The following is a 25039-nucleotide window of genomic DNA, read 5'->3' as shown; positions in this document are numbered from 1 at the left end:
TATGGCGGAAAACATCGGGGGCAATGGTGAAGATAATAGTAGTGAAGATTTTTATTCGCTCAGGCTTTTTATTGCCGGAGCTTCGCCTGTTTCGGTAAGGGCGATCCAGAATATCCGTAAAATCTGCGAAGAATTTTTAACAGGCCGTTACGACCTCGAGATCATTGATGCACATCAGCAGCCTTTAATGGTTAAAAATGAGGATATAACCGCTATTCCGATGCTGATCAAAAAAACACCACATCCTAAAAAAAGATTGATTGGTGATTTTTCAGACCGTGAAAAAGTATTAAAAGGACTGGGTATAAGAATTGGATAAGATGGCGAAATCTAAAGAACATATAGCGCTGGAGGAAAGATTGTTGCAGCTTGAGGTAGCACTCGAAGAGGCTAACGATGTGATCGATGCCATCAGATCGGGTGAAGTTGATGCGCTTGTGGTGAATGGAAAAGACGGGCACCAGTTGTTTACCCTCAAGAGTGCCGATCATACCTATAGGATTTTTATTGAACAGATGACAGAAAGTGCGGTTACGCTCGATCGGTCGGAAAGGATCCTCTATTGTAATTCGCAGTTTGCTAAACTGATGGGTATTCCGCTCGAAAAGGTTATCGGGCTTTATTTTCTGGATCTGGTAACAGAGGAAGACCGCGTTTTTGCCAAAGAAGTAATTGCCGGTGCCTGGGACGTAGATACGCGGGCTGAGCTGAGTTTTGAAAACCGCCGGCTCGAAAAAATACCCATGCAGATTTCGCTCAAAGCACTTATGCTGGATGATGGAACATCGCTCAGCATAATCCTGACTGACCTTACCGATTTAAAATACAGTCAATCACTTTTGCAGGTCAGGAATGAAGAACTTGAGGCGGCCCGGAAGGCAACGGAAGAACTCAATAATAATCTTGAAAAAACAGTGCAACAGCGAACGGGCGAACTCGAATCAACCCTCAGAGATAAAATCCGTGCAGAAGAAGTATTAAGGTCAAATGAGCAGCGGCTAACCAGTATCCTGCATACCATGGGAGAGGGCTTATGCATCCTGGATAGTATCGGGCAGGTAACCTTTGCCAACAAGAGAGCTCAGGAACTATTTGCACTTAATGATCATGAAATAACTTCCCGCAACTTTTTCACCCTTCAGCAGGCATGTTTTTCACTGGCAGGAGAGCAGCTCGAAAAGCATCAACATCCAATATCATTAATGGGTAAATCGTCAGGAACCATTTATGACAAGGAAATCAGGATTATAAATGCCAGAAATGAATCGGTTTATATTTCTATAAATGCCAGCCCTTTATTGGAGGATAATCATTTTATCGGAACCGTTATGACCTTCGGCGACGTGTCCAACCGCAGAAAAATGGCACTGCAAAAAGATGAATTTATCAGCGTGGCCAGTCACGAAATTAAAACGCCTTTAACTTCGCTTAAAGCCTCTATGCAGCTGCTTACCCGGGTCATGGAGAGCGGTCAAACCTCCGATAAAATTCCTGTGCTGGTCCAAAAAGCAAATTCCAACCTCGGCAAGGTGGTGCACCTGGTTGAAGATCTGATGAATGTTTCCAAAATACAGCACGGGCCGCTTCCACTCAATAAAGCGATGATCAATATTGCAACACTCGTAATTTCCTGCGCCGATCAGGCTTTTCACGATACATCATTAAAGCTTGTTCTGGAAGGCGAAAGTGAGATTCTGGTATATGCAGATCCGCAAAGGTTAGAGCAGGTATTTATTAATCTTTTCAATAATGCCGTAAAATATGCCCCTAAATCAGAGATTATTAAAGTATCAGTGGTTCGGGAGCAGAAATGTGTGGAGATTTCAGTACAAGATTTCGGTAAGGGTATTGCTGCAGATAAACTGCCCCAACTGTTTAACCGCTATTATCAGGTAGACCCACAAGGGAAACAGGTTTCGGGGCTTGGCTTAGGCTTATATATTTCCCATGAGATCATCGAAAGGCATGGTGGTAAACTTAGTGTAACGAGCAAGGTGAACGAAGGAACAACATTTTCGTTTACACTTCCTTTAAATGAATAAATCGTATTTGACGGAAAATAAAATTAACATGAAAAAAATCTTGGTAGTTGATGATAATACTGATATTCTGGAACTCATTGTCATGATTTTTGAACTGGAGGGTTTCGAGGTTCTTGGAATAAAAAACGGGCTTGAAATGGAATCATTGGTTGCGGCTTATCAACCCGACGTAATCCTGCTTGATGTGTTGTTGGGCAATGTAGATGGCCGGTATTTATGTCACCTGGTCAAATCCAATTCAAAAACCTCCCATATTCCGGTCATTATGATTTCTGCCAGCCACGCGGCAAAATCCATCCAGGAAGAATATTGTCATCCGGATGATTTCGTATCCAAGCCTTTTGATATCGACGACCTCACCATGAGGGTTAGAAAGGTATTGGTTTAAACACCTTTTTTGAAGCACATATCCGTCTGTATCTTAAATAATTATGATCTGACTGATTTGTTTGTCTGTTTTAATCAAAATCCGGTCTGTTTTGGTTAATAATTTGCTGTTTAGGTGTTTAGTATTTGTTAACTTCGTTTATGTTTTTTTGTAAATAGCTGTAGTATAGTGAGTTTACTGTGGTGTGAAAGTGGGCGGGGCTGATTTTTTTATATGGTAAACTGCTTTTTTTGAAAGAATTCAGGGGTACATAAATCTTTGGTTCCGGAGCTTAACGGCAGAGGAAAGGTTAAGCAATGCGGTCACAATAATCATCAATCTAACCATAAACAAAACATGAAAACAAACAAAAAAAAATGCCTGGGCATATTTGCAGCCATCCTGCTAGCAATGTCAGTTTTTAGTTGTAAAAAACAGATCAACGAAAACAATGCAGAAACCGATGCGAGAAAAAACGATCAGATGCATGAATTTAACTTTGGCGGCAACAAAATCCTGATCAAGGAAGATAAAGGTATTTATTATCTCTCAGATGATATGATCCTAACCGAACAACAATTTAATCTGTTAAAAGCCAATAATAATGCAGCCATGTCTACTACAGCAAGGGCATTAATTATGAATTCGTTGGTTAAACGTTGGACAAATTCGATAGTATATTACAATCTCAGTAATCTGGGCGCAGATACCGCTTCATCGTTAAAAGCGATGCAGTACATTGCCAGGGTGTCGCCACTTACCTTTGTTCAGCGGAGTTCCCAAGCCAATTACATCAATTTCGTTAAATCTACAGGCAACAATTCTGCTGTAGGCATGGTTGGCGGTGCCCAGACCCTTAATTTATACAATTACAACACCCCCGGGATTATCATCCATGAAATATTCCACGCCCTGGGTGTGATGCATGAGCAATGCAGAACCGATCAGAGCAGCAATGTGGTGATTCATCCCGAAAACATTCCCGATGATAAAGAATTCAATTTTAACCAGGTTTCGGTTACCAGTTATACCGATCACGGCAACTTCGATTTCGAATCCATTATGATGTACGAACCTTATGCCTTCTCCAGCAATGGGCAGCCTACCATTACCAGGCTCGATGGCTCTACTTATCAAACCAGTTATCCTGCAGCCAATATGTCGCCAACAGATATATCGGGCATCAACCAGCTGTATACCGGCTTTACCTACACGGGTCTGGCTGCAAACACCAATTACGAAATTGCTACCGCATTAGACAATACTAAACTATTAAATGTACCGGGCAGTGCCACTGCCGACGGTACCCAGATTATTCTTTATACTGATGGGAACACCAACAATGCCAGGTGGAACCTCACCAAGAACGCCGAAGGGTATTATAAGCTGTCGCCGTTACATGCGCTGAGCAAGGCACTTACCGTGGTGGGCAATGGGATCGCAAATGGCACAAAACTGGAAATAAGGACCAATACGGGTGCCGCTTCACAACAGTTTAACATCACCCCCGAAGCGGGCGGTTATTATCTGATTTCGCCACGCAGTGTGCCTTCCAAAAATGTTGATGTTCCCGGAAGCAGTACAGCCAATAGCACCTTACTTAACATCTGGAGTTATGGCGGAGCGAATAACCAGAAATTTAAATTTAATACTTTTTAAAAAATCATCTCCATATATCTCTGTTTCAATTGCCTCCAAAAAGTTTAATGCTTGATGGAGGCATTTTTATTTTCAGTTGATATCCGCTTTCAATCTGCTATAAACCGCTGGTACATAAACCTAATAGATTCTAACTATTTCGTTATAGAATTAAATGATTGTGATTAGTTCTTCCAATTTTCTAAATTTATAATATTCCTGTCAAACCCATCAGGACGAATAATAATTCACTAACAAAATTATACATATGGAAAACGAAGCAAACGATATCAGTAAATGCCCATTTCACAACGGCAGCATGAAAAGCAATGTAGGTGGTGGCGGTACCAGAAATAACGACTGGTGGCCAAAGCAGTTAAAACTGAGCATTCTGCGTCAGCATTCCAGCTTATCCAACCCAATGGAAGGCGGATTTAATTACGCCGAAGCCTTTAAAAGCCTTGATCTGGATGCGCTTAAAGCCGACCTTCATGCACTAATGACCGATTCGCAAGATTGGTGGCCAGCAGATTTTGGTCATTATGGTGGTTTGTTTATCCGTATGGCCTGGCACAGTGCCGGTACTTACCGTGTAGGCGATGGTAGAGGAGGGGCAGGTGCAGGGTTACAACGTTTTGCACCACTAAACAGCTGGCCGGATAATGTGAGCCTTGATAAGGCCCGCCGGTTACTTTGGCCAATTAAACAAAAATATGGAAACAAAATTTCCTGGGCAGATTTATTGATCCTAACTGGTAATATCGCTTTAGAATCGATGGGTTTTAAAACCTTTGGTTTTGCCGGTGGACGTGAGGATGTTTGGGAAGCAGACGAATCGGTATATTGGGGTTCGGAAACCACGTGGTTGGGTGGAGATCTTCGTTATGCACATGGTTCGGACGGTGCCAATAAGGCACACGGTGTGGTGGTAACGGATGATGATGCAGATGGTGATGTGCACTCCCGTAATTTAGAAAAACCACTTGCGGCAGTACAGATGGGATTGATTTATGTGAACCCCGAAGGACCAGACGGAAACCCGGATCCAATTCTTGCCGCTAAAGATATCCGCGATACTTTTGGCCGTATGGCCATGGATGATGAAGAAACCGTTGCGCTAATTGCAGGCGGACATACCTTTGGTAAAACTCATGGTGCAGCCTCGGCCGATCATGTTGGAAAAGAGCCTGAAGCAGCCGGTATAGAGAGCCAGGGTTTAGGATGGAACAACAGTTATGCATCTGGTAAAGGTGCCGATGCCATAACCAGCGGATTGGAAGTAACCTGGACCACCACGCCAACCCGATGGAGCAACAATTTCTTCGAAAACCTTTTTAAATTTGAGTGGGAATTAACGAAAAGCCCTGCCGGTGCACACCAATGGGTTGCTAAAAATGCAGAAGCCATTATTCCTGATGCCTTTGACGGATCGAAAAAACATTTGCCAACCATGCTTACTACCGATCTTGCGTTACGACTTGATCCGGCTTACGAAAAAATATCAAGACGTTTCTTAGAAAACCCCGATCAGTTTGCTGATGCTTTTGCCAAAGCCTGGTTTAAGCTTACCCACCGCGATATGGGCCCGATAGCCCGCTATCTTGGTCCTGATGTGCCACAGGAAGAATTGCTTTGGCAAGATCCGATCCCGGCAGTTCAGCATGCACTCATCAATGATAGTGATATTGCTGTATTGAAAGAAAAAGTGTTGTCGGGCGGTTTAAGTGTAACCGAACTGGTTTCTACCGCATGGGCTTCAGCTTCAACCTTCCGCGGTTCTGATAAACGTGGGGGCGCCAATGGTGCACGGATCCGTTTATTGCCTCAAAGAGACTGGGAAGTGAACAATCCGGCGCAATTGCAAAAAGTATTACTTGCGCTCGAAAAAATTCAACAGGAATTTAATGGTGCGCAGATTGATGGCAAAAAAGTTTCTTTGGCCGATTTAATTGTATTGGCTGGTGCCGCGGCAGTAGAAAAAGCTGCAGGCCATAGCATCTCGGTTCCTTTTGCACCTGGCAGGGCAGATGCTTCGCAAGAACAGACCGATATTGAATCTTTCGGTTATTTGGAGCCGGTTGTTGATGGTTTCCGGAATTACCGCAGATCAAAATCTCCGGTTTCTACTGAAGAATTTTTAATTGATAAAGCCCAGTTGCTTAACTTAACCGCACCCGAATTAACCGTATTGGTAGGCGGTTTACGTGTATTGGCTACCAATTTTGACGGTTCAAAAAATGGCGTTTTAACGGATAAACCAGGGCAGTTAAGCAACGATTTTTTTGTAAACCTGCTGGATATGGAAACCGCATGGAAAGCAATTGCCGAAGATAAAGAACTGTATATGGGTAGCAGCCGTGCTACCGGACAGCCAAAATGGACCGCAACCCGTGCCGATCTTGTTTTTGGTTCCAATTCAGAACTAAGGGCCATTGCTGAAGTGTATGCAAGTTCGGATGCGCAGCAGAAATTTGTAAAAGATTTCGTATCTGCCTGGAATAAAGTGATGAATGCCGATCGCTTTGATTTGAAGTAATCTGAAATATAATTCAAAAATATAAGGGCATTTCCATTCCGGAATGCCCTTTTGTTTAAGACGTAATTAACGCTTAAAATACCGGTCGTTCGAATATACGCCCACAATGTCATTGTTTTCTCTCTTCACCGAAAATGAACGCAACATGGTTTTGAAATTGATCAATCCGGTACTATCAGTTGATAAATACAATTGTCCCTTCAGATTGCCCCACGAAACGCTACCAGTTTTGTTGATTTCCATGGCTCCCGATTTTTCACCCCCATCATATATGCCGGCTAATGCGGGATTTGGCTTGATCTGTGTACGCATCGCCTCCGTTACTTCCTTTGTTTCCTGAAGATCAGCATCGAAATTTTTCTTTAACGATTTAAGGTTTTCCTCCAGTATACTGTTCTTGTTTGCTTTGCCCAGCATCACATTGTAAAGGTAATTGGCAACCAAGTGCGGTAAAGCTTCCATGCCTTTTTTATTGCCAAACACCACAATGCCTATCTTTTTTTCTTTTATATACGAGAGATGACAGGAAATGCCACTATAACCGCCCATCCGTGATGTTAAATTTTCCCCATTAAACCGTGATTGTTCCCATCCCAGTCCATAACCAAATCTTTCATAAGACTGATAACGGTTCTGTTGCGCAACGAGGGCTGAGGTAGCAAAATCAATTTCCTCCTTATTCAGAATGCCTTTAACCGGATTTCCTTCACTGATAAAAAAGTTGAGATATTTTAACAGATCGTTAACTGTGCTAAAATGACCGCCAGCAGCCGACATCGAATTATCTGCCTTGTCTGATACAGCCGCTACTTTTCCTTCCGATCCGTCAATTACATAACTGGCAGATTTGGGGGCAACCTTCGAAACATAAGCCGTAGTAGAATGCATAGCCAATGGCCGGAAAAGATACTGATCCATCACCTCCTGCCAGGGCTTACCCATCTGTTTTTCGACAATGATGGAATAAATCACTGGCCCTAAATTGGAATAACTGAAATTTTGATTGGGTAATGCCGTACTGTATTTTTTTAATAAAGTGAGGAGTTGAGCAGTGTCTTTATAGCCTGTAAAAGCCGTCCAAACCACGGCATCGTTATTTTTAATCCCGTGGGTGTGGGTCATCAACGATTGTATGGTGATTTTATCCGGATGGATATTTTTGTCGTCGAATGTAAGTTCTGGAAGATAATCGGTTAACGTTTTATCCAGTTTAATCAAGCCTTTCTGGTTCAAGATAGCGGCCAGCGTTCCTGTTAACGATTTTGAAGTGGAGGCAAGATAGATTTGTGTCTGGTCTGAAAATAATGTTTTTGTTTCAGGATTGGAATAACCGCAATTCTTTTTTAAGAAAATATGGCCGTCCCTGATCACACCCAAAGTTAAATCGATATCCGTAGCACCTAACGATTGTTTGACACGGTTGAGTACGAAATCGAGCGAATCACTCCATGTTTTGGCAGCTTTATTCTGGTAATAGTCATTTTTATTTACCCATTCGGTCTGCTGCGGATAAGTGAGTGCACAACAAATGCTGATTACCATAAAACTTATAAATAAAACGGCATTACGGTACTTTGGCTGGAAATAGGAAATCATTTAATGATGGTTTTAGGATTTAAGACCACCAGATTGAAAAACAGGTTACAGTTGTCTGCGTAATGAATGAAATTAAGAAGTTAGCGGAGCTATATCCGTAGTAAATTCGAGGATATTGTATTTTACTCTTTGATTACAGTTGTTATGGTGCCATCAATATTTTTCGTATTTCGATCTTTGCATCCTTCACTTGCCAATTTACCTGAGCAAAAGCATGGAAATTGTACAAATGCGATAGGATCAATGTCTTATAGCTAATTTTCTGAAAATTTATTACCTTTGCTGCGTTCCTAATGATCAATCTTTTTAACGTTTAGGAAATATGACAGCATATATTTACATATCATCCCCTTCTTACGTTGCCTAAAGGCGATAAAATAAAGTAATTTCTAATTGTTTAATGGGAATAGCCTAAAGGCTATTGGTTTACACCGTTGCGTTACATTTATTTCTAAGCTCAGAGGGGTATATCCTTATTCAGGGATGAATTGAGATCTACATTAAGTTAAAGGAAATTAAATGGAAGTCCAATGGACACATATGAATTGCCGTACGGGATTAAATCTGTACGCAGAAAAAAACGTCTGGTCAAAACAGACAGCGATAAACAACTAATTAAGCTGAGTAAAAGAAGGTCTGAACTTTGGGAACAACAAAGGTTGCTACCTGTTGTGCCTCTTGAAAATCCATATCAAAGGGGCTGGAAAAGATATTTTGTGCTAAGAGAAGATGTTGCCCATAGCCCAAGAGCCGAATTTTACAGTATACTGCTTAACAAAATAAATACTTTCGAGTACCACCACGATAAAACATTTAAACGAAAAAAACGACGTAGGGGAAGATATGGCTATGAAATTAAAAGGCAGTCGTTACGCGAACTAACACCGTATTTATGGAATAGCAGTAAACTGGATCTTTCAGAACAGGAAAGGGGCTGTTTTAACCAGATAGAAACGTATGATGTTAAAACACGCCGACAGGAAATCAAATATGTTTTTACGGAGCCATGGAGGTATAAATTAAAAGTTGCACCTCATATGATCACACATAAGAAGTTAATGAATAGTGATATTGTAAGCGAGCTGGACAGGATTGCTAACCATATCCAAACACGTCACCTAGAACCGCGTATGTATTTTTTAGCTTATGGGCGTGGCTATAATGGACGGAGGTACTATCATTCAATGGCAAAATACGGTAATCGGAAGAAAATCCCAAAATACCGATCAATTGAAGCGTATTTGTCGTTAGATTTTTGATGTAAGCGTCATGTTGATGACTGAGAAAGGCAATATACGGTTTGATCATAATAAAGATGGGTTGAGGTTTTTTAAAAAGAAATCTTAACCCAGCTTTAAAAATTATCAAATTTTTTAGACCAGATTAAAAAAAGGTCTTAAAATAGCGATGATATAAGCGTGACGAATGATCCTTTTAAACTTTAGTTTGGATATTTGTTCAGAAATTTAACTCACTGTAAAAGTAATCATACTGCAATCTGATCTGTATGTTTAAGTAGCTTATGGCCGTCAAAATTATATTCTTGATTTTGTACTAAAATATTTAATATTGAGTTGATAAATCGTTTTATCCAAAACCAAATATGATGATGAGCCTAGGTGTATTTACTCCTTGTTATGCAGTGTATAGCTGTGTAATTTACCTGTATGTATATTTAATTCTTTCCAAAAATGTAATTCCAGTTAACATTTTTGCCTATCGTGAAAAGCCTTCTGATTAATGATGATTATTTCCCTTCAATTATTCGCTTGAGTAATTGATAAAACGATTTAGCTATTTACGGCTAAGTATATATATTAATTAACCATTAACTAAACTAAAACTAATGAAAATGAATCTACTCAAGATTTCAGGGCTTTCTGTGCTTTTTTTGCTCAATAGTCCTGCTTTTTCAATGAATCCACGTGCTGAAAAATCCGGGGGACTTTCAGTGCCGAATGTACCATTAACGCACATTCAAAATCGAAAAGTAATTACCGGAACGGTGTTAGACGAGAAAAACATGCCCATTCCTGGTGTGGGGATCAAGAACCTCTCTTCGGGTAAAACCGCCGTAACCAGTGAAACGGGTAAGTTCAGCATCGACGCGAACCCTGGCGAGGTAATCCGTTTCTCTTATGTGGGTTATCAGAATAAAGATGTTACCGTAGGTGGCGAGGCCAATATCAGTGTTAAAATGGCACCTGCCGAAGCCAATAAACTCGACGAAGTGGTGGTTATCGGTTATGGTAGTGTTAAAAAAAGTGATTTAACGGGTTCTGTTGGGGTGGTAAAAGCCAGCGAACTGCAAGAACGTCCTGCACCATCCCTAAACCAGGCTTTGGCCGGACGGATTTCCGGTGTGCAGGTGAATACGAACTCGGGAAGGCCGGGTGGACAGACAAACATCAGAATCCGCGGTTTCAGTTCCATCAATACCAGTAATAACCCACTGTATGTGGTAGATGGAGTGGCTTTACCCGTGGCTTCACAAACACAGAACAGTAATGCAATTGATTATATTAACCCCAGCGATATCGCATCTGTAGAGGTATTAAAGGATGCCTCTTCAACGGCGATATATGGCGCGAGGGGAGCCAATGGTGTAATTCTCATCACCACTAAAAAAGGAACTGCAAATGCACAACGGATTACCTACGATGCGGATTTCGGGATCAACACATTGGCCCCGCACCACGTAAAAATGCTTGATGCCTACGAATATGTTAAGGTTCAGGATCTGGCTTACGATAACATCAAAGTTTACGATCCGGTAGGCTGGGCAGCAGGGAACTATGCTTCTACACCAGTTCCAAAAGCGGCCAGGATTGCCCTTCCGCAGTTTTTCGACAGCAATGGAAATCCATTATACAATACCGACTGGTTAAAAGAATCTACGCAGAACAAACTTTCGCAAAACCATCAGCTGGGTTTTACAGGAGGCAATGAAAATAATACTTACGGCGTTTTTGCAGGCTATCGCGATGATGAAGGATTATTGAAAAACTCTTATTTAAAACGTTATTCTGGCCGGTTTAACTTCGACAGTAAAATTAAGCCATGGTTAAAAGTTGGCGGTAATTTAAGTTACAATAATCAAGACGAAAATATTGTAGACCAGGGAACGGGAGGATTAAACTCTGTTCGTATGATTACTGAAGCATTTCCTTTTCTTCCGATCAAATTGGCAGATGGAAAATGGGGCGACAATAAGCTGATCCCATGGGCCGAAGGGGGTTCTAACCCTGTGCACATCTTAACTGACCAAAGATATGGCATGATCACCCAAACAGCTTTGGGAAGTCTTTATTCAACAATCAGTTTCAGCAAAGATCTTGAATTCCGTACCCAACTGGGCGCCAATGTGGTAAGCCGTAACATCAATGAATATAATGCAAAACAATTATATGGCATATCGGATGGTCAAAATGGTACAGCAAACGTAACCAACGACCGCGAAACTTTCTGGTCGTTAGAAAATTATCTAACCTACAACAAACGTTTTGCCGAATCGCATGCCATTAATGCTTTATTGGGTATTTCGTGGCAGGCCAGCAATTTCTTCAGCAGTACCATGCATGCAGAGAATTTTGTGACCGATTTTTATGGCAACAACAACATGGGGTCGGGTAGTAAATCCATTACCGTAGGTTCGAACAGAAACAGGTCTGCTTTCAACTCTTATTTCGGCAGGTTAAATTATGCCTTTAAGGATAAATACCTGGTTACCTTTACCGGTAGGGTAGATGGATCGTCGAAATTCGGAGATAACCATAAGTTTGCCTTTTTCCCTTCTGCGGCCCTTGCATGGAAAGCTTCAGATGAAGATTTTCTTAAAGGAAATAAAACAATTTCTAACTTAAAATTAAGAACCAGTTATGGTTTAAGCGGTAACTCTGAGCTCCCTGCTTACCAGTCGTTAGCCACATTGGTAAACAATTCGGCCATTATTAACGATAGTAAAGTAACGGGTATCGGTATTGGTAGGTTGGCCAACCCAGATCTGGTTTGGGAAAAAACGGCACAGGTTGATGCGGGTCTGGAATTGGGTTTATTTAACAACCGCATTAATTTAGAGGCCGATCTGTATTACAGAAAAACAACCGATATGTTACTGGATGCCCCTGTACCACGTACTACGGGATATTCGGTAATCAGAAAGAATGTGGGCTCGATGCAGAATAAGGGTCTGGATCTGGGAATTAATACGGTTAACGTTCAAACTGATGATTTTACCTGGAAAACCAGCTTTAACATCTCCCTTAACCGGAATAAAGTACTTTCTTTGGCCACACCTGATGATATTTTTGGTGTAGGTAACCCTAATTTCACCAATCAAACCGGGATTATCAGAGTGGGTGAGCCTGTAGGTTCGTTCTGGGGACTTGTACGTTTAGGCACCTGGAGCGAGGCAGAAAGGGCCGAAGCAGCCAAATATGTAAGTTACCGTGGTGGTAAAACCTTGCTTCCTGGTGATATTAAATATCTAGATGTAAACGGCGACCATGCCATTACAGATGCCGACCGCCAGATTATCGGTAGTGGTTCGCCAAAAGGCTGGGGATCATTTTCCAACTCCTTCCGTTATAAAAACTTAGATCTGATTGTAGAACTTCAGTATTCTTATGGGAACGATGTGTTGAATATGACGCACCATTCGGGCGAAGACAGACAGGTACAGGCCAACAGTTTTGCCAGCGTATTAGATGCCTGGACGCCTCAAAACCAGGATACGCCGATAGCGGCCATCAGGGATCAATCAGCCGGATATGTAACCAATGTAGATACGCACTGGTTAGAAGACGGCTCGTTTATCCGTGGCAAAAACCTGTTGCTGGGTTATACCTTTAATAAATCGCTTGTAGAAAAACTGCGCTTAAGCAAGCTCCGTGTTTATGCATCTGTTCAGAATTTCTTCCTGGCCACCAAATACACCGGTAACGATCCGGAAGTAACCACTTATGGTAATGTATTTGCACAGGGACAAACATTTTTCGATTATCCAAAGCCAACAACTTTTATGGTAGGCTTAAATATTGGATTGTAAACATTAACTAAAGAAAGGATATCAAAATGAAAATAAATATAAAAAATATCGCTGCCCTGTTATTGCTGGGTGGTGCCATCATCGGGAATTCGGGATGTAAGAAGTTTTTGGATGAAACAGATCCCACCAATCTTGCACCCAACAGTTTTTACACTTTGCCAGAGCATGCCGAAGCCGGTATTGCCGCTGTGTATGCAGAGATCAGGTTTATCGGCGGAGGTGCCGGGATTTTTTCAAACAACTTTCAGATGCTTGATGCGCCAACAGGGATACAATCTACCGAAACCGCACAGAACTCTGATTTAAACAACTTGTATTCACTTATTTATGATGGATCAAATCTTCATGTCAACCAAAACTGGAATGGTTTTTATAAGGTAATTGCCCAAACCAATCTGGTGCTGGATAAGGTTCCGGGCATTAACCCGATGGATGCTGCACAGAAAAAAAGGATTTTGGGCGAAGCTTCCTTTATCAGGGCATGGGCCTATTTTTATCTGGTACGTTTATGGGGCGATGTGCCTTTGATCACCAAACCGATTACAAGTCCTAACGATCCTAATTTTTCACCTCCACGTGCTTCACAAGAACAGGTTTATAAACAGATTGTGGATGACCTGGTTTTGGCAGAAGCTGCAGGATTACCTTATATGGATGCCAGTGGACGCGTTTCTACGGCCGCCATTAAATCAGAATTGGCAAAAGTTTATTTAACCATGGCCGGTCAGCCCTTAAATAAAGGAGCGGCTTATTACAGGTTGGCTGCTGATAAGGCGAAAGAAGTGATCGATTATTCGACTGCAAATCCAACAACGCTAGGTTTATTCCCAACTTATGCTGCCATACGCGATGCAAAGAATGATAATAAAACGGAGCATTTATTTGAGATCCAATATAATGATGCTGCAGGATTTGGTAACCCATTGCAATCTTCGTATCTGCCTTTGCACCAGCCTTTGGTTTCTAAAATTGATGGGATCGGAACCTCCATTCCTACAGCAAGTTTTTATGCTTCTTACGAGGCAGGAGATTTAAGGGCAAAAAATAGAGAGGGTTATTTCTTTACCGATTATTATACCGATGGCTTTAAACTGCCTTTGATTAACCGTGGTAAACCTTATATTCTTAAACACTTTGATGTAATTGCCAATGGCACATTAGGGGTAGAAGGTACCAGCAGAAGTGACCTGAATATTCCACAAATCAGGTATGCTGAAACTTTATTGATTTATGCTGAAGCCCAGAACAGGGCAGACGGTAGTCCAAATGTTGCAGCCTATGCTGCGGTAAATGCAATAAGGAAAAGGGCCGTATTGGCCGATCTCGCAGGCCTAAACCAAACACAGTTTGAAGAAGCCGTTTGGAGAGAGCGCTGGCACGAACTATGTTACGAGGGTGTAACCTGGTTTGATATGGTGCGTTTGCGTAAAGTATACAATGAAACCACCAACGGTTTTGATAATTTTGTTGGTCATATCAATAAAAGCGTAAACCAGGCTTTGCAAAACAAAAACTTATTGTTCCCGATTCCTACTCCAGAAATCAAGAATAATCCTAATTTGACCCAAAATCCGGGCTATTAGCAGGTATTTCTAATGATCGGTGGCTCACCGACTATAAGTACTATTTTACCAAAAATGGGGTGCCTGATCAGGCACCCCATTTTATTTTATTTTACTTTGTTTATAAACCCGGCGGCAACGGGCATCCCGATTATTTTCAATCGGGATAAAGCCTATGGCGGGAGTACAGTACCTATGGAAAACTGTCCGTTCATTTCCTAAACCTCTATTTGTCGCATATTGTTGAAGGGAAAATGGATGTATTCATGTTTTTTCTACTTATGGTTGCCATCTCACCGACTTTAATAAATACTATAGTTTTCCCAGTTTGCCATTAATAAAATCAAGTTCCTCTTTACTGATTTTCAGAGTCATTGCTGCTGCATTTGAGATGGCCTGCTCGGTATTTCTGGCGCCTGCCAATACAACGGTAATACCTTGTTGCAGGGTTGTCCAACGCAAAACCAGTTGTGAAATACTCGCATTTTTTTCTTTTGCCAACGGTGTAATGTTATCCAAAAATGTTTTCACGGCTTCAAGGTCAAACTGATTGAAATAGCCGTTGCGGTGATCATCCGCTTTAAGTTTTTCGTTGCTGAAGTATTTACCAGATAAAAGTCCTCTTTCCATCGGACTGTAGGCAATAATTCCAATGTTTTTTTCCAGTGCATAAGGGATCAGGTCCTCTTCGATACCTCTGTTGAGCATGCTGAAAGATACCTGATTGGATGCGGGTTGATGTATCGCACTAGCTTTCTCCATCAGTTGAATGTCTGCATTCGAAAGGCCGGCAGCAAGGATTTTTCCATCCTTGATCAGTTGCGTTATGGCTTCCATGGCTTCATCTATAGCCGTAGTGGGATCGGGCCAGTGTTGCTGTAAAAGATCAATGTAATCGGTGCCAAGTCGTTTAAGACTTTCTTCCACCTCTTTAATGATGGATGCTTTGGTAGAATAACGGTAAACAGGCACATTTTTTCCATCATGTTCTGCATCAAAAAAATGTTCTCCTGCCCCTTTATTGCTTCCGTCCCAAACTAAACCAAATTTGGTGAGCAGCTGTATTTTGCTTCTGTCGTAACCCTTAATGGCTTCACCAATAATTTCTTCACTTAAGCCAAAACCGTAAAATGGTGCGGTATCGATCGTTGTAATGCCATTTTCTATTGATGCTTTAACTGCTTCTATTGAATCCTTTTTTTCATTTCCTCCCCACATGTTGCCACCGATGGCAAAGGCTCCATATGCAATTGTGGATAATCTGAGGTCTGTATTTCCTAATTTTCTGTATTCCATGATATGTATTATTGTTTACCGGTACAAAATTTCACAAATAGCTGCTATTATCAAAATAAGTTAAATTGGGTGTTGGTATCAGAAAAATGATAGTAGAAGATCTAGTGGAACTGTAGTTATATGATCTTGGTGTAGATGCTTATCCTGATAGTCGGTGCTGCATATGCAGTTAACTATCAAAAAGACTTCAATAAAACTGATGTTTATCTGAGGGCATCCCCGCCCTGACAGGCCAGGTAGGTATAGCAAAGAATGCGAATCAGGTTAAATCCTGAAATTAATTACATCGTTGGAAATCCACCCTGAGGCGCATTTTGGCCGTTTTCCGATTATAGTTTTTTACATCTGGTGCTACTGGTTTTTATATTAGATAAAATAAGCCTAACCAAATTATCCTATGTACAAACCTAAACCCATGTATTCCCGCAGTGGTATTATTCATTTTTTTTCTGGCTGATAACTCCAATTATTCCGATATCCTTTTATCCTTATTCTTTCTGCCTTAGCTCTTTATTTAAGTGTTATGCACCGTTGAAAAAGAGCATTCGGTCAGTTCTGAGTTGATAAGACCTTTTAAACAGACAATCATTAACTAAACTATAATTTATGAGTAGAATTTACAACCAAAGAGGAGTATTGTTATGCCTCAAGCACATGAGTGTGAGGAAAGCAAAGATTTTAGCGGTTTCGCTCCTGGCATTTTTCGGGAGTTTTAGCGCCTATGCCCAAACTACCGTTGTGGGTACCATTAAAGACAATAAAGGTTTAACCCTTCCAGGGGTAAGCGTAAGGGTAAAAAACACACAGATTGGAACCTTAACAGATGCAGCAGGTAAATATAGCATCAAAACAAGCGAAGCCAATCAGACTTTGGTATTCACCTTTATCGGCTTTACCACGCAAGAAGTTGCATTAAACGGGCGTACTACCATCAACATTACCATGGAAGATGGCTCGCAAGGGCTTAACGATGTGGTGGTAATTGGCTATGGTACTGCACAGAAAAAAGACGTAACAGGTGCTGTTTCCAGTATCAAGGCTACTCAATTGGAAAATGAAAATCCGAATAGTGTTACCGATATACTCCGTGGCAATATCCCAGGTTTAACTGTGGGTTTTAACAACAGTGCCAAAGGTGGTGGAGATCTCCTGGTACGGGGTAAAACAACCCTTACAGGTACCACCACGCCATTGATCGTATTGGATGGTGTTATTTTTATCGGCCAGTTATCTGACATTAATCCCAACGATATCGAATCGGTAGATGTATTAAAAGACGCGAGTTCGCTTGCTGTTTATGGTGCAAAAGCGGCAACAGGCGTGGTGGCCATCACGACTAAGAAGGGTAAAAGCGGTGCGCCAACCATTACTGTAAATACAAACTTTGGGATGGCTACATTGGCACAGGATCAGCCTGTATATGACGGTCCGGGGTTTTTAAACTGGCGTGCCGATGTACAGCGCAGTGGCGGTGTTAATCCCCCATATATTTATAATGATCCAAATAACCTGCCGGAGGGGGTAACCTTAACCCAATGGCTAAACGGACAAACCACCACCAACCCAACTGATCTTTGGTTAAGCCGTTTAGGCTTATTGGCCAACGAGAAGGCCAACTATCTTAATGGAAAAACAACTGACTGGTACGATATGCTTTTTGTTACCGGACAGCGTCAGGACCATACCTTAAGCATCAGCGGGAAAAAAGAAGAGGTTTCGTATTATATGTCTTTAGGATATCTTAAAAACGAAAGCATTATTGCCGGTGGCGGGTTCAGTACTTTCCGTACCAGATTGAACCTGGAAGGTAAGGCCGCTAAGTTTTTAACTCTGGGCATGAACCTTCAATTTGCCGACCGTGATGAAGGTGCTATTGAAGCACAGTTTTCGCAACTGCCTGATTTATCTCCTTATGGCGATTTTTACAATGCAGATGGATCTTTACGGAGGATCCCAACAGATGACAATGGCCTTAATGCCCGTAATCCATTCCTGGATCAAACGTATAATTCGAGGTTACAAAAACAGAGCACCCTATTCGGTAGTATTTACGCTAAAGTGCAATTGCCGTTCGGTATTACCTATCAGGCCAATTTTAGTCCGGGTTTAGATCAGTACCGTACCTTTAACCACCTGTCTTCCAAAAACCCAAATGTGGCTACTCCGGGCGGTTCGGCAACGAGGGCAACCGAAACGAGGTACAACTGGCAGCTGGATAACCTCCTGAAATGGAACAAAACTTTTGCTACCGACCATAACCTAGATGTAACCTTATTGGTAAATGGCGAAAAATATTCTACCTGGTATACTATAGCAGGTAATGAAGGTTTTGCACCAACAGATGTATTGGGTTACCACAATATACAAAGTGGTAATAAACCAACGGTAAGCAGCGATGATAAAGTGTACACGGGCGATGCATTATTGGCCAGGGTAAATTATTCATATAAAGGTAGGTATGCAATAACGGGGTCTATCCGCAGAGATGGTTATTCTGCATTTGGTGCCTCAAAAAAACGCGCCAATTTTCCGGCTGCTGCAGTAGCCTGGACGGTGAGCGAGGAAAGCTTTTTAAAACAAGCTAAATGGATCGACTTTTTAAAGCTGCGCTTGTCATACGGTATCAACGGAAACAGGGAGATTCGTGATAATAACAACGTAATCGATCCTTATGTATCCATTCAAACTTTAGATGGCGGTAAATACCAGTCTGTTAATGGCAGTGGTACCCCTGGTGAAGTAAATACTGTGGTAAATAATTCACGGTTGGGGAACCCGAACCTCGAATGGGAAAAGACCAAATCTTTAAACCTTGGTTTAGATTTTGGATTTTTGAATAACCGCATCAGTGGATCGCTTGAACTTTATGACAAGAAAACTTCAGATCTGTTAATTGGTCAAACCTTACCTAATGTTTCGGGCTATGTAAATGTAATTGCCAATTTGGGCCGTGTAAATAATAAGGGTTTTGAATTTAGCATTAACAGTAAAAATTTTACCGGTGGAAACATCACCTGGAGTACTACAGCGAACCTTTCACTTAACCGGAATAAGATTGTAGCCCTGGCAACACCGAATGATGATCCTGGAAACGGATGGTTTATCGGTAAAGACATCGATGTGATCTGGGAATATAAAATTTTAGGGGTATGGCAGGAAAATGAAGTAGCAGAAGCCAATAAATTTAACAAAGGCATTAAACCCGGTGATTTTAAATTATTGGATGTAGATGGCAATTATGTGTATAATGATCTGGATAAACAGTTTATCGGTTATAGAAGTCCACGGTTCAATTGGTCGGTCCGTAATGATTTTAATATTTACAAAAACTTCGATTTCTCCTTTCAGCTGATCTCGAGCTGGGGGCAGCTTAGGGCCGACAACCAGACCAAAAATCAGCCTGGAAGTGTAGGTTTCGGCCGTTCGAGCTCTTATGTGGTGCCTTATTGGACCCCTGGTAATCCAATTAACGATTATGCCCGTCTAAACTCTGGCTTAAGTGGTGTAAGCTTTAATTCCTACCGCAAAAGTTCTTTCATCAGGCTAAATACCATTGCTCTTGCCTATAGTTTGCCAAAAGATTTTCTTGGCAAACTGAGGATACAGAGTGCAAAAATATATACCAATGTAAGCAATTTGGGGGTGTATGCGCCAGATTGGAACCAGTGGGATCCCCAAACCGCAGATGGCAACGGAAACCCCGTGCCAACACCAAGAGTTTACACTTTCGGACTGAATGTTACCCTTTAAAAATGATGAAGATGAATATCACATATAAAAGAATAATTCCATTTGTGGCTATAGCCATTCTGTTATCGGCAAATGGATGTAAAAAATCAGACCTCGATTCAGAATTACTATCGAAGTTGGAACCTCAAACCGCTTTAACGAGTGTAGCGGCGATGAAGGCAGCCATTGCCGGTATTGGAGCCAATGTAAGAAAAGAATTTACAGGCGATATGGCCCCCATTGTTACCGAATCTATATTTTCGGAGGTGGCTGTTGATGGAACAACCGATAAAAGTACACAGGCGCAGGATATGGATACCCGGGTAACACCGGATGCCAACCTCGATAATCCGGATTTTAACAGGATCGGATTTTATTGGACGGAAGGTTTTAGAGGGGTGCGTATGGCAAATACGGTGATTACCTATATCGACAACGTAACCTTTAAAGATGAAGCCGAAAGAAATGCCATTCTAAGTGCGGCTTATTTTTACCGTGCCTATTACTATTATCGTTTGGTACACCAGTTTGGAGATGTACCCTTGAACTTAAAAGATATTACTGCACCAAAACTGGATTATTATTCGACCAAACGTGAAGTGATTTTGAAAAAAATGCAGGAAGACCTTCTGTTTGCCGAAAAGTGGCTAAAGGATGGAGTAGACCGTGGAGATGTAACCAAAGGGGCCTGTAGCCATTTATTGACCAAGGTTAACCTTGCGCTTGGGGATTTTGATGCAGCCATTACCTCTGCTAGCAATGTGATTAACAGTGGTACCTATAGCTTAATGCGCAACCGTTTTGGCAGCACTGCCGGCGATGCCACCAAAAACGTAATTTGGGACCTTCACCGCATGGACAATAAAGCCATTGCAGCCAACCGGGAGGCATTGTTTTTAACCATTGATAGAGAAACTTTACAGGGCGCTACCGATCTGGGCTCACAGGTGATGCGTAACTGCGTGCCGGCCTGGCATTTCGCCAATTTAAAAACACCCTCTGGTACTACGCAGGCGATTGTTGATGGGGTAAACGTGGAAATACCTTTAACTTTAATGTACGGAAGAGGAATTGGCCGTTACCGTGGTACAGCCTATAGCACCAAAAACATCTGGACAGATAATACCGATTATCGCCATGCGCCCGGCATGTGGATGAACATGACCGACCTGGTATATAACAATCCGGCACTTAAAACCTCTACTAATCCAACCGAAAAAGCACTATATGGTAAACCACTGGTTGATATGACGCCTGCCAATGTGAACAATATGTTCCTGAACAAAGGATTGGATACCATCCGCCATTTCTTTGGCTGGCCGCATTATAAAACATTTATTAACTCTACCAATGCATTGGCCGTTGATAAATACTGGACACCACCAAGAGGAACCAATACCGATTGGTACATCTTCCGTTTGGCGGAAACTTATTTGCTGAGGGCAGAAGCCTATTATTGGAAAGGGGATTTAGCCCTGGCAATGGCCGATTTAAATCAGGTACGGTCGAGGGCCAATGCAGCTTTGTTAACCGATGCTTCGGCAATTACCATTGGTACGATATTAGACGAAAGAGCAAGAGAACTTTACTATGAAGAACCCCGTAAAACAGAATTGACCCGTATTGCCTATATTTTTGCGCAAACGGGAAAAACGGCCTACAATGGTAAAACCTATACCCTTGCAGCTTTTTCAGATAATAATTTCTTCTACGACCGGATTATTGAAAAAAATGATTTCTACAGAAATAAAGTGCCAACAATATCAGGGGTGAATTTTAAAATTTCACCATACCATGTACTTTGGCCTGTGCCTGCTGCTGCACAGCGTTTCAATACCGGAGGGCATATAAACCAGAATAAAGGTTATACAGGATACGAAACCAATGTTCCGGCATTGGATAAGATTCCATAGCCATTATTTGTTTAGCGGGTTAGCGGTTTCTTATAAACGCTAACCCCTAATCTCTAACCTATAAAAAGGTTGCGGGATATTAAACGCCAACCGCCCACCACATTGTAACGCTTAACATCCTTCACCTATGGAAAATAAACCTGTTACATTAAAACTAATTGCCAGAGAACTTAAATTATCTATATCTACTGTTTCCAAATCGCTGAAAGATTACCCACGGATTAAAGAGAGTACGAAACTTCGGGTAAAAGAACTGGCCGCACGGTTAAATTTTACACCTGATATTTCTGCATTACGGCTAAGAGACCGAAAATCCCGCATTATTGGCATCATATTACCCAACCTCTCCGATCATTTTTTTACCCGAAGCATTTATGGAATGGAACAATTGGCTACGGCCAATGGTTACAATATCATCATCAGCCAGTCGCATGATAATTTTGCAATGGAAGTAAGTGCCGCGGCAACGCTTTTAGGCTCAAGGGTAGATGGATTAATTGTGGCCATTTCGAAACACACCTCCGATTTTTCGCATCTCGATCAGTTCGAGAAAATCGGCATCCCGGTCGTATATTATACCCGTAACCCCAGTTTTAACCTTAATTGCCACAAGGTTTTAGGAAATACCCATCAAGGCTGTTATATGGCTACCGAGTACCTCATTAATAGAGGGCATAAACGTGTTGCCTATCTTGGAGGGCCGAAAATGGTGAATTTTAGTCACGACCGCTTTTCGGGATACATCAATGCATTGAAGGATAACAATATCCCTTTTAACGCCGAGCACGTAGCTTATACCGATTTTGATGATGAAAATACACTCTTTGCGATTAAAAATCTCTTTAGAGACCCAGAAAACGGACCAACTGCACTGGTGGCTTTTAAGGAAAAATTACTTTTCGATACCATCAAATTCCTAAGGTCAATCCAACATCCTGACTATAAAAAACTCGAATGTATCGGCTTTGGTAACGACCCGATTATTAGTTATCTCAGTTCACCTCCCGTTGCATCAATTGAAGAAAATCCCGAATCTCTGGGCGAGCAGGCTGTTACTTTATTGGTTAAGCTCATCAACGGAGACATTGATGCAAAGGATTATAAAAAAGTGATCGTAAATTGTAACCTGAAAATTCATGATCATCCATAAGTTCCTGTAAGATAGTATTATCGACTATGTATTTAGTAGGTTTAACAATCATTATTTCAATCGTTGTAACAACAAACGGGCCGCGTTTTGCTGTTTTTAATGTGGTTGATGTATGTTTTGATCTACAATTTTTATTAGGTTAGTATATCAGATAATTGCTAACCAAAATAATAAAAAAAGCTTCTAATCTAAAACCTGCAATGCGCCATCAAGGATAGTGAATTGCGTTTCAAAACAGCTAACCAAATTTAAATCTAAACTAAAATTAACATGAGTCAAAAAATGAATCCAACGCATTTTATTGCGTCCGTAGTGCTGGTACTTTCCCTTAGCTTTTATGGTTGTAAGAAAGACAAAACAGCAGAACCAATCCCCGAAAACATTAATGCTGTAGAACAATCATATGCCAAAGCAACTACAGAGGCTTATCCAAGCAACATCAATACCGGTTTTACACAAGCCGATGGTACTTATACCTATGGCGAGGCCAGTGCCGATTTTGGCGGTGCAAACCTAACCGGTTGGAACGAAAGCAGGGCCTATATTTCTGGCAACTGGGCTAGGGCTACGCTTGCACCCAATTCCGTTTCGAACGGTTTAATTGCCGGGGCAGATATATCAGACGGTTCGGCCTATGAGGCCACCTTCAAAGTACGTTTCCACAGTCAGTTTGATTGGAGCAGGGGCGGAAAAGTTGGTTTCGGCTTCCTGATCGGGGAAGGAAATACCGGATGCGATATCGCCAGCGATGGTAATGGTGGTAGCTTGCGTTTAATGTGGTACAATACCGGTAGCCGTGTGTTTTTTCAACCTTATGTTTACCATAGGGATATGGCCGGCCCTTGTGGCGATACTTTCGGTAAATCTTACCCTTCTTCTGGTAGTCTGGTAAAAGGCAATACCTACACCGTTCACCTGTATGTTAAAAGCAATACCGGTTCGAATAAAAACGGTCAGGTACAGGTAATCATCAATGGAACAACGGTGTTAGATCAGGCTATCCGCTGGACCACCAACGATGCACAGCGATTGATCAACAGGTTGTCGTTCCATAATTTTAGAGGCGGAAAAGATGTTGCGGTATGGGGCTCGAGTCAAACCAGTTACATCTATTTTGATGATTTAGTAGTAAATAAGATCAATTAATCAGAAAGGATTTGCTTGAAAAGAACATCATGAGCTAGATTTTTGTCTATTTCATGGTGTTTTTTATTCTTGCCGTCATGCTGAATTCATTTCAGCATCTTTCCTCCTATGAAGACCTTTAAATCCAATGGCTCGGATGAAGCCCAGTCCCGAAGTTGGTCGGGAGAGAAATCTTTAAATTCAAAGATTTCTACGCTAGGGTCGAAATGATGGCCCTTCTAACGCGATCGGTACAGCAAACGTTATCATTAGAAACTAGCTTGAGAACTTTGTCTTAGCTTCAATGTGCCAAAACTAAATATCTGTATTTTATTTTACTGGTTATTGAAAAAATAAAAGGCCCGAAGGGGCTTTTTTAATTTATTAGGCTTATTTTTGCGGCAATTATAGAACCACATAAGCGCGATTTGATCATGTTTATGAACCTCGACAATCATTAGAAAACAAATTTTATCAATGACAAACGACAAAAAAGAAATATTCGAAAGCGTAGCACAACGTTTAAAAATTGAAGGTTTTAATGTAGTAAACCGCGATGAAACCCGTCCTTGGGGTGGTTTCTTTGTAATAGACGAAGCACAGGCACAACAATTTGCTGATACTTATTTTGATGGCTTAAATGTAGAAGACCTTAAAATTGGTGGTAAATTAAGTCCGAAAATTTTAATCGTTTCACCTAATACACGTCTTTCGTGGCAATATCACCACCGCAGAGCTGAAATATGGCAAGTGGTAACGGGTACCGTTGGAATTAAAACCAGCCAAACCGACGAAGAAGGTGAGGTGAAAACATATGGGCCAAAAGACCAGATTAAATTACAACAGGGCGAACGCCACCGTTTAATTGGCTTGGAAGATTGGGGCGTGGTGGCCGAAATCTGGCAACATACCGATGCTTCGAACCCATCAGACGAAAGTGATATCGTGCGTGTTCAGGACGACTTCGGTAGATAATAAATAATTAAAATGGAATCCTGTTCTATTACCTTGGAACAGGATTCTTTTTGTCTAAATGCT

15 protein-coding genes are annotated in these 25039 nt (G+C 41.5%); 13 read left to right on the top strand and 2 right to left on the bottom strand.

Features of this window, described 5'->3' with window-relative positions; all coding sequences use genetic code 11:
• The first annotated feature begins 1 nt into the window (after position 1).
• The 5 genes from AC04Q1_RS05655 (at position 2) to katG (ending at position 6583) form a co-directional block, all read left to right on the top strand.
• Positions 2-319, top strand: coding sequence for a circadian clock KaiB family protein (locus AC04Q1_RS05655; RefSeq protein ID WP_478362655.1), 318 nt, complete (start codon positions 2-4; stop codon positions 317-319).
• A 1-nt stretch (position 320) separates the two neighbouring features.
• The gene (locus AC04Q1_RS05650; RefSeq protein ID WP_478362653.1) at positions 321-2042 is read left to right on the top strand and encodes an ATP-binding protein; all 1722 of its coding nucleotides are present in this window, start codon (positions 321-323) and stop codon (positions 2040-2042) included.
• Positions 2043-2070: 28 nt separating this feature from the next.
• Positions 2071-2430 (top strand): response regulator transcription factor, encoded by a 360-nt coding sequence (locus AC04Q1_RS05645; protein WP_478362651.1) that lies wholly within the window; start codon positions 2071-2073, stop codon positions 2428-2430.
• 336 nt (positions 2431-2766) lie between these two features.
• Positions 2767-4068, top strand: a complete 1302-nt coding sequence (locus AC04Q1_RS05640; RefSeq protein ID WP_478362649.1) for a M12 family metallopeptidase — start codon at positions 2767-2769, stop codon at positions 4066-4068.
• 247 nt (positions 4069-4315) lie between these two features.
• Positions 4316-6583, top strand: a complete 2268-nt coding sequence (gene katG / locus AC04Q1_RS05635; protein ID WP_478362648.1) for a catalase/peroxidase HPI — start codon at positions 4316-4318, stop codon at positions 6581-6583.
• Between the two features lie 66 nt (positions 6584-6649).
• Here the strand turns inward: katG and AC04Q1_RS05630 are convergent, their stop codons facing one another.
• Entirely contained in the window at positions 6650-8179 is a 1530-nt protein-coding gene (locus AC04Q1_RS05630) for a serine hydrolase domain-containing protein (protein ID WP_478362647.1), read from the bottom strand.
• A gap of 530 nt (positions 8180-8709) precedes the next feature.
• On the opposite strand from AC04Q1_RS05630, the gene AC04Q1_RS05625 reads away from it, so the two are divergent.
• The 3 genes from AC04Q1_RS05625 to AC04Q1_RS05615 all read left to right on the top strand — a co-directional run bounded on the left by AC04Q1_RS05625 (position 8710) and on the right by AC04Q1_RS05615 (position 14809).
• Entirely contained in the window at positions 8710-9438 is a 729-nt protein-coding gene (locus AC04Q1_RS05625; protein WP_478362644.1) for a hypothetical protein, read from the top strand.
• Between the two features lie 593 nt (positions 9439-10031).
• The gene (locus AC04Q1_RS05620) at positions 10032-13226 is read left to right on the top strand and encodes a SusC/RagA family TonB-linked outer membrane protein (RefSeq protein ID WP_478362642.1); all 3195 of its coding nucleotides are present in this window, start codon (positions 10032-10034) and stop codon (positions 13224-13226) included.
• 26 nt (positions 13227-13252) lie between these two features.
• A complete protein-coding gene (locus tag AC04Q1_RS05615) occupies positions 13253-14809 on the top strand; it encodes a RagB/SusD family nutrient uptake outer membrane protein (RefSeq protein WP_478362640.1) in 1557 nt (518 codons plus the stop codon).
• 291 nt (positions 14810-15100) lie between these two features.
• Here the strand turns inward: AC04Q1_RS05615 and AC04Q1_RS05610 are convergent, their stop codons facing one another.
• Positions 15101-16084, bottom strand: coding sequence for an aldo/keto reductase (locus AC04Q1_RS05610; protein WP_478362639.1), 984 nt, complete (start codon positions 16082-16084; stop codon positions 15101-15103).
• A 606-nt stretch (positions 16085-16690) separates the two neighbouring features.
• Here AC04Q1_RS05610 and AC04Q1_RS05605 point away from each other — a divergent pair.
• The 5 genes from AC04Q1_RS05605 (at position 16691) to AC04Q1_RS05585 (ending at position 24976) form a co-directional block, all read left to right on the top strand.
• The gene (locus AC04Q1_RS05605) at positions 16691-19834 is read left to right on the top strand and encodes a SusC/RagA family TonB-linked outer membrane protein (RefSeq protein ID WP_478362637.1); all 3144 of its coding nucleotides are present in this window, start codon (positions 16691-16693) and stop codon (positions 19832-19834) included.
• Positions 19835-19845: 11 nt separating this feature from the next.
• Positions 19846-21726: a RagB/SusD family nutrient uptake outer membrane protein gene (locus tag AC04Q1_RS05600; protein WP_478362635.1), complete on the top strand. Its 1881-nt coding sequence runs from the start codon at positions 19846-19848 to the stop codon at positions 21724-21726.
• Positions 21727-21853: 127 nt separating this feature from the next.
• The gene (locus AC04Q1_RS05595) at positions 21854-22876 is read left to right on the top strand and encodes a LacI family DNA-binding transcriptional regulator (RefSeq protein WP_478362633.1); all 1023 of its coding nucleotides are present in this window, start codon (positions 21854-21856) and stop codon (positions 22874-22876) included.
• Between the two features lie 270 nt (positions 22877-23146).
• A complete protein-coding gene (locus tag AC04Q1_RS05590; RefSeq protein ID WP_478362630.1) occupies positions 23147-24022 on the top strand; it encodes a polysaccharide lyase in 876 nt (291 codons plus the stop codon).
• A 456-nt stretch (positions 24023-24478) separates the two neighbouring features.
• Complete coding sequence (locus tag AC04Q1_RS05585) at positions 24479-24976, top strand: cupin domain-containing protein (RefSeq protein WP_478362628.1); 498 nt, start codon at positions 24479-24481, stop codon at positions 24974-24976.
• Positions 24977-25039 lie beyond the last annotated feature (63 nt).

This window comes from Pedobacter humicola (assembly GCF_056490705.1).
Note: the sequence above shows the minus strand (reverse complement) of the source record. Positions and strands in the feature narration are given on the sequence as shown.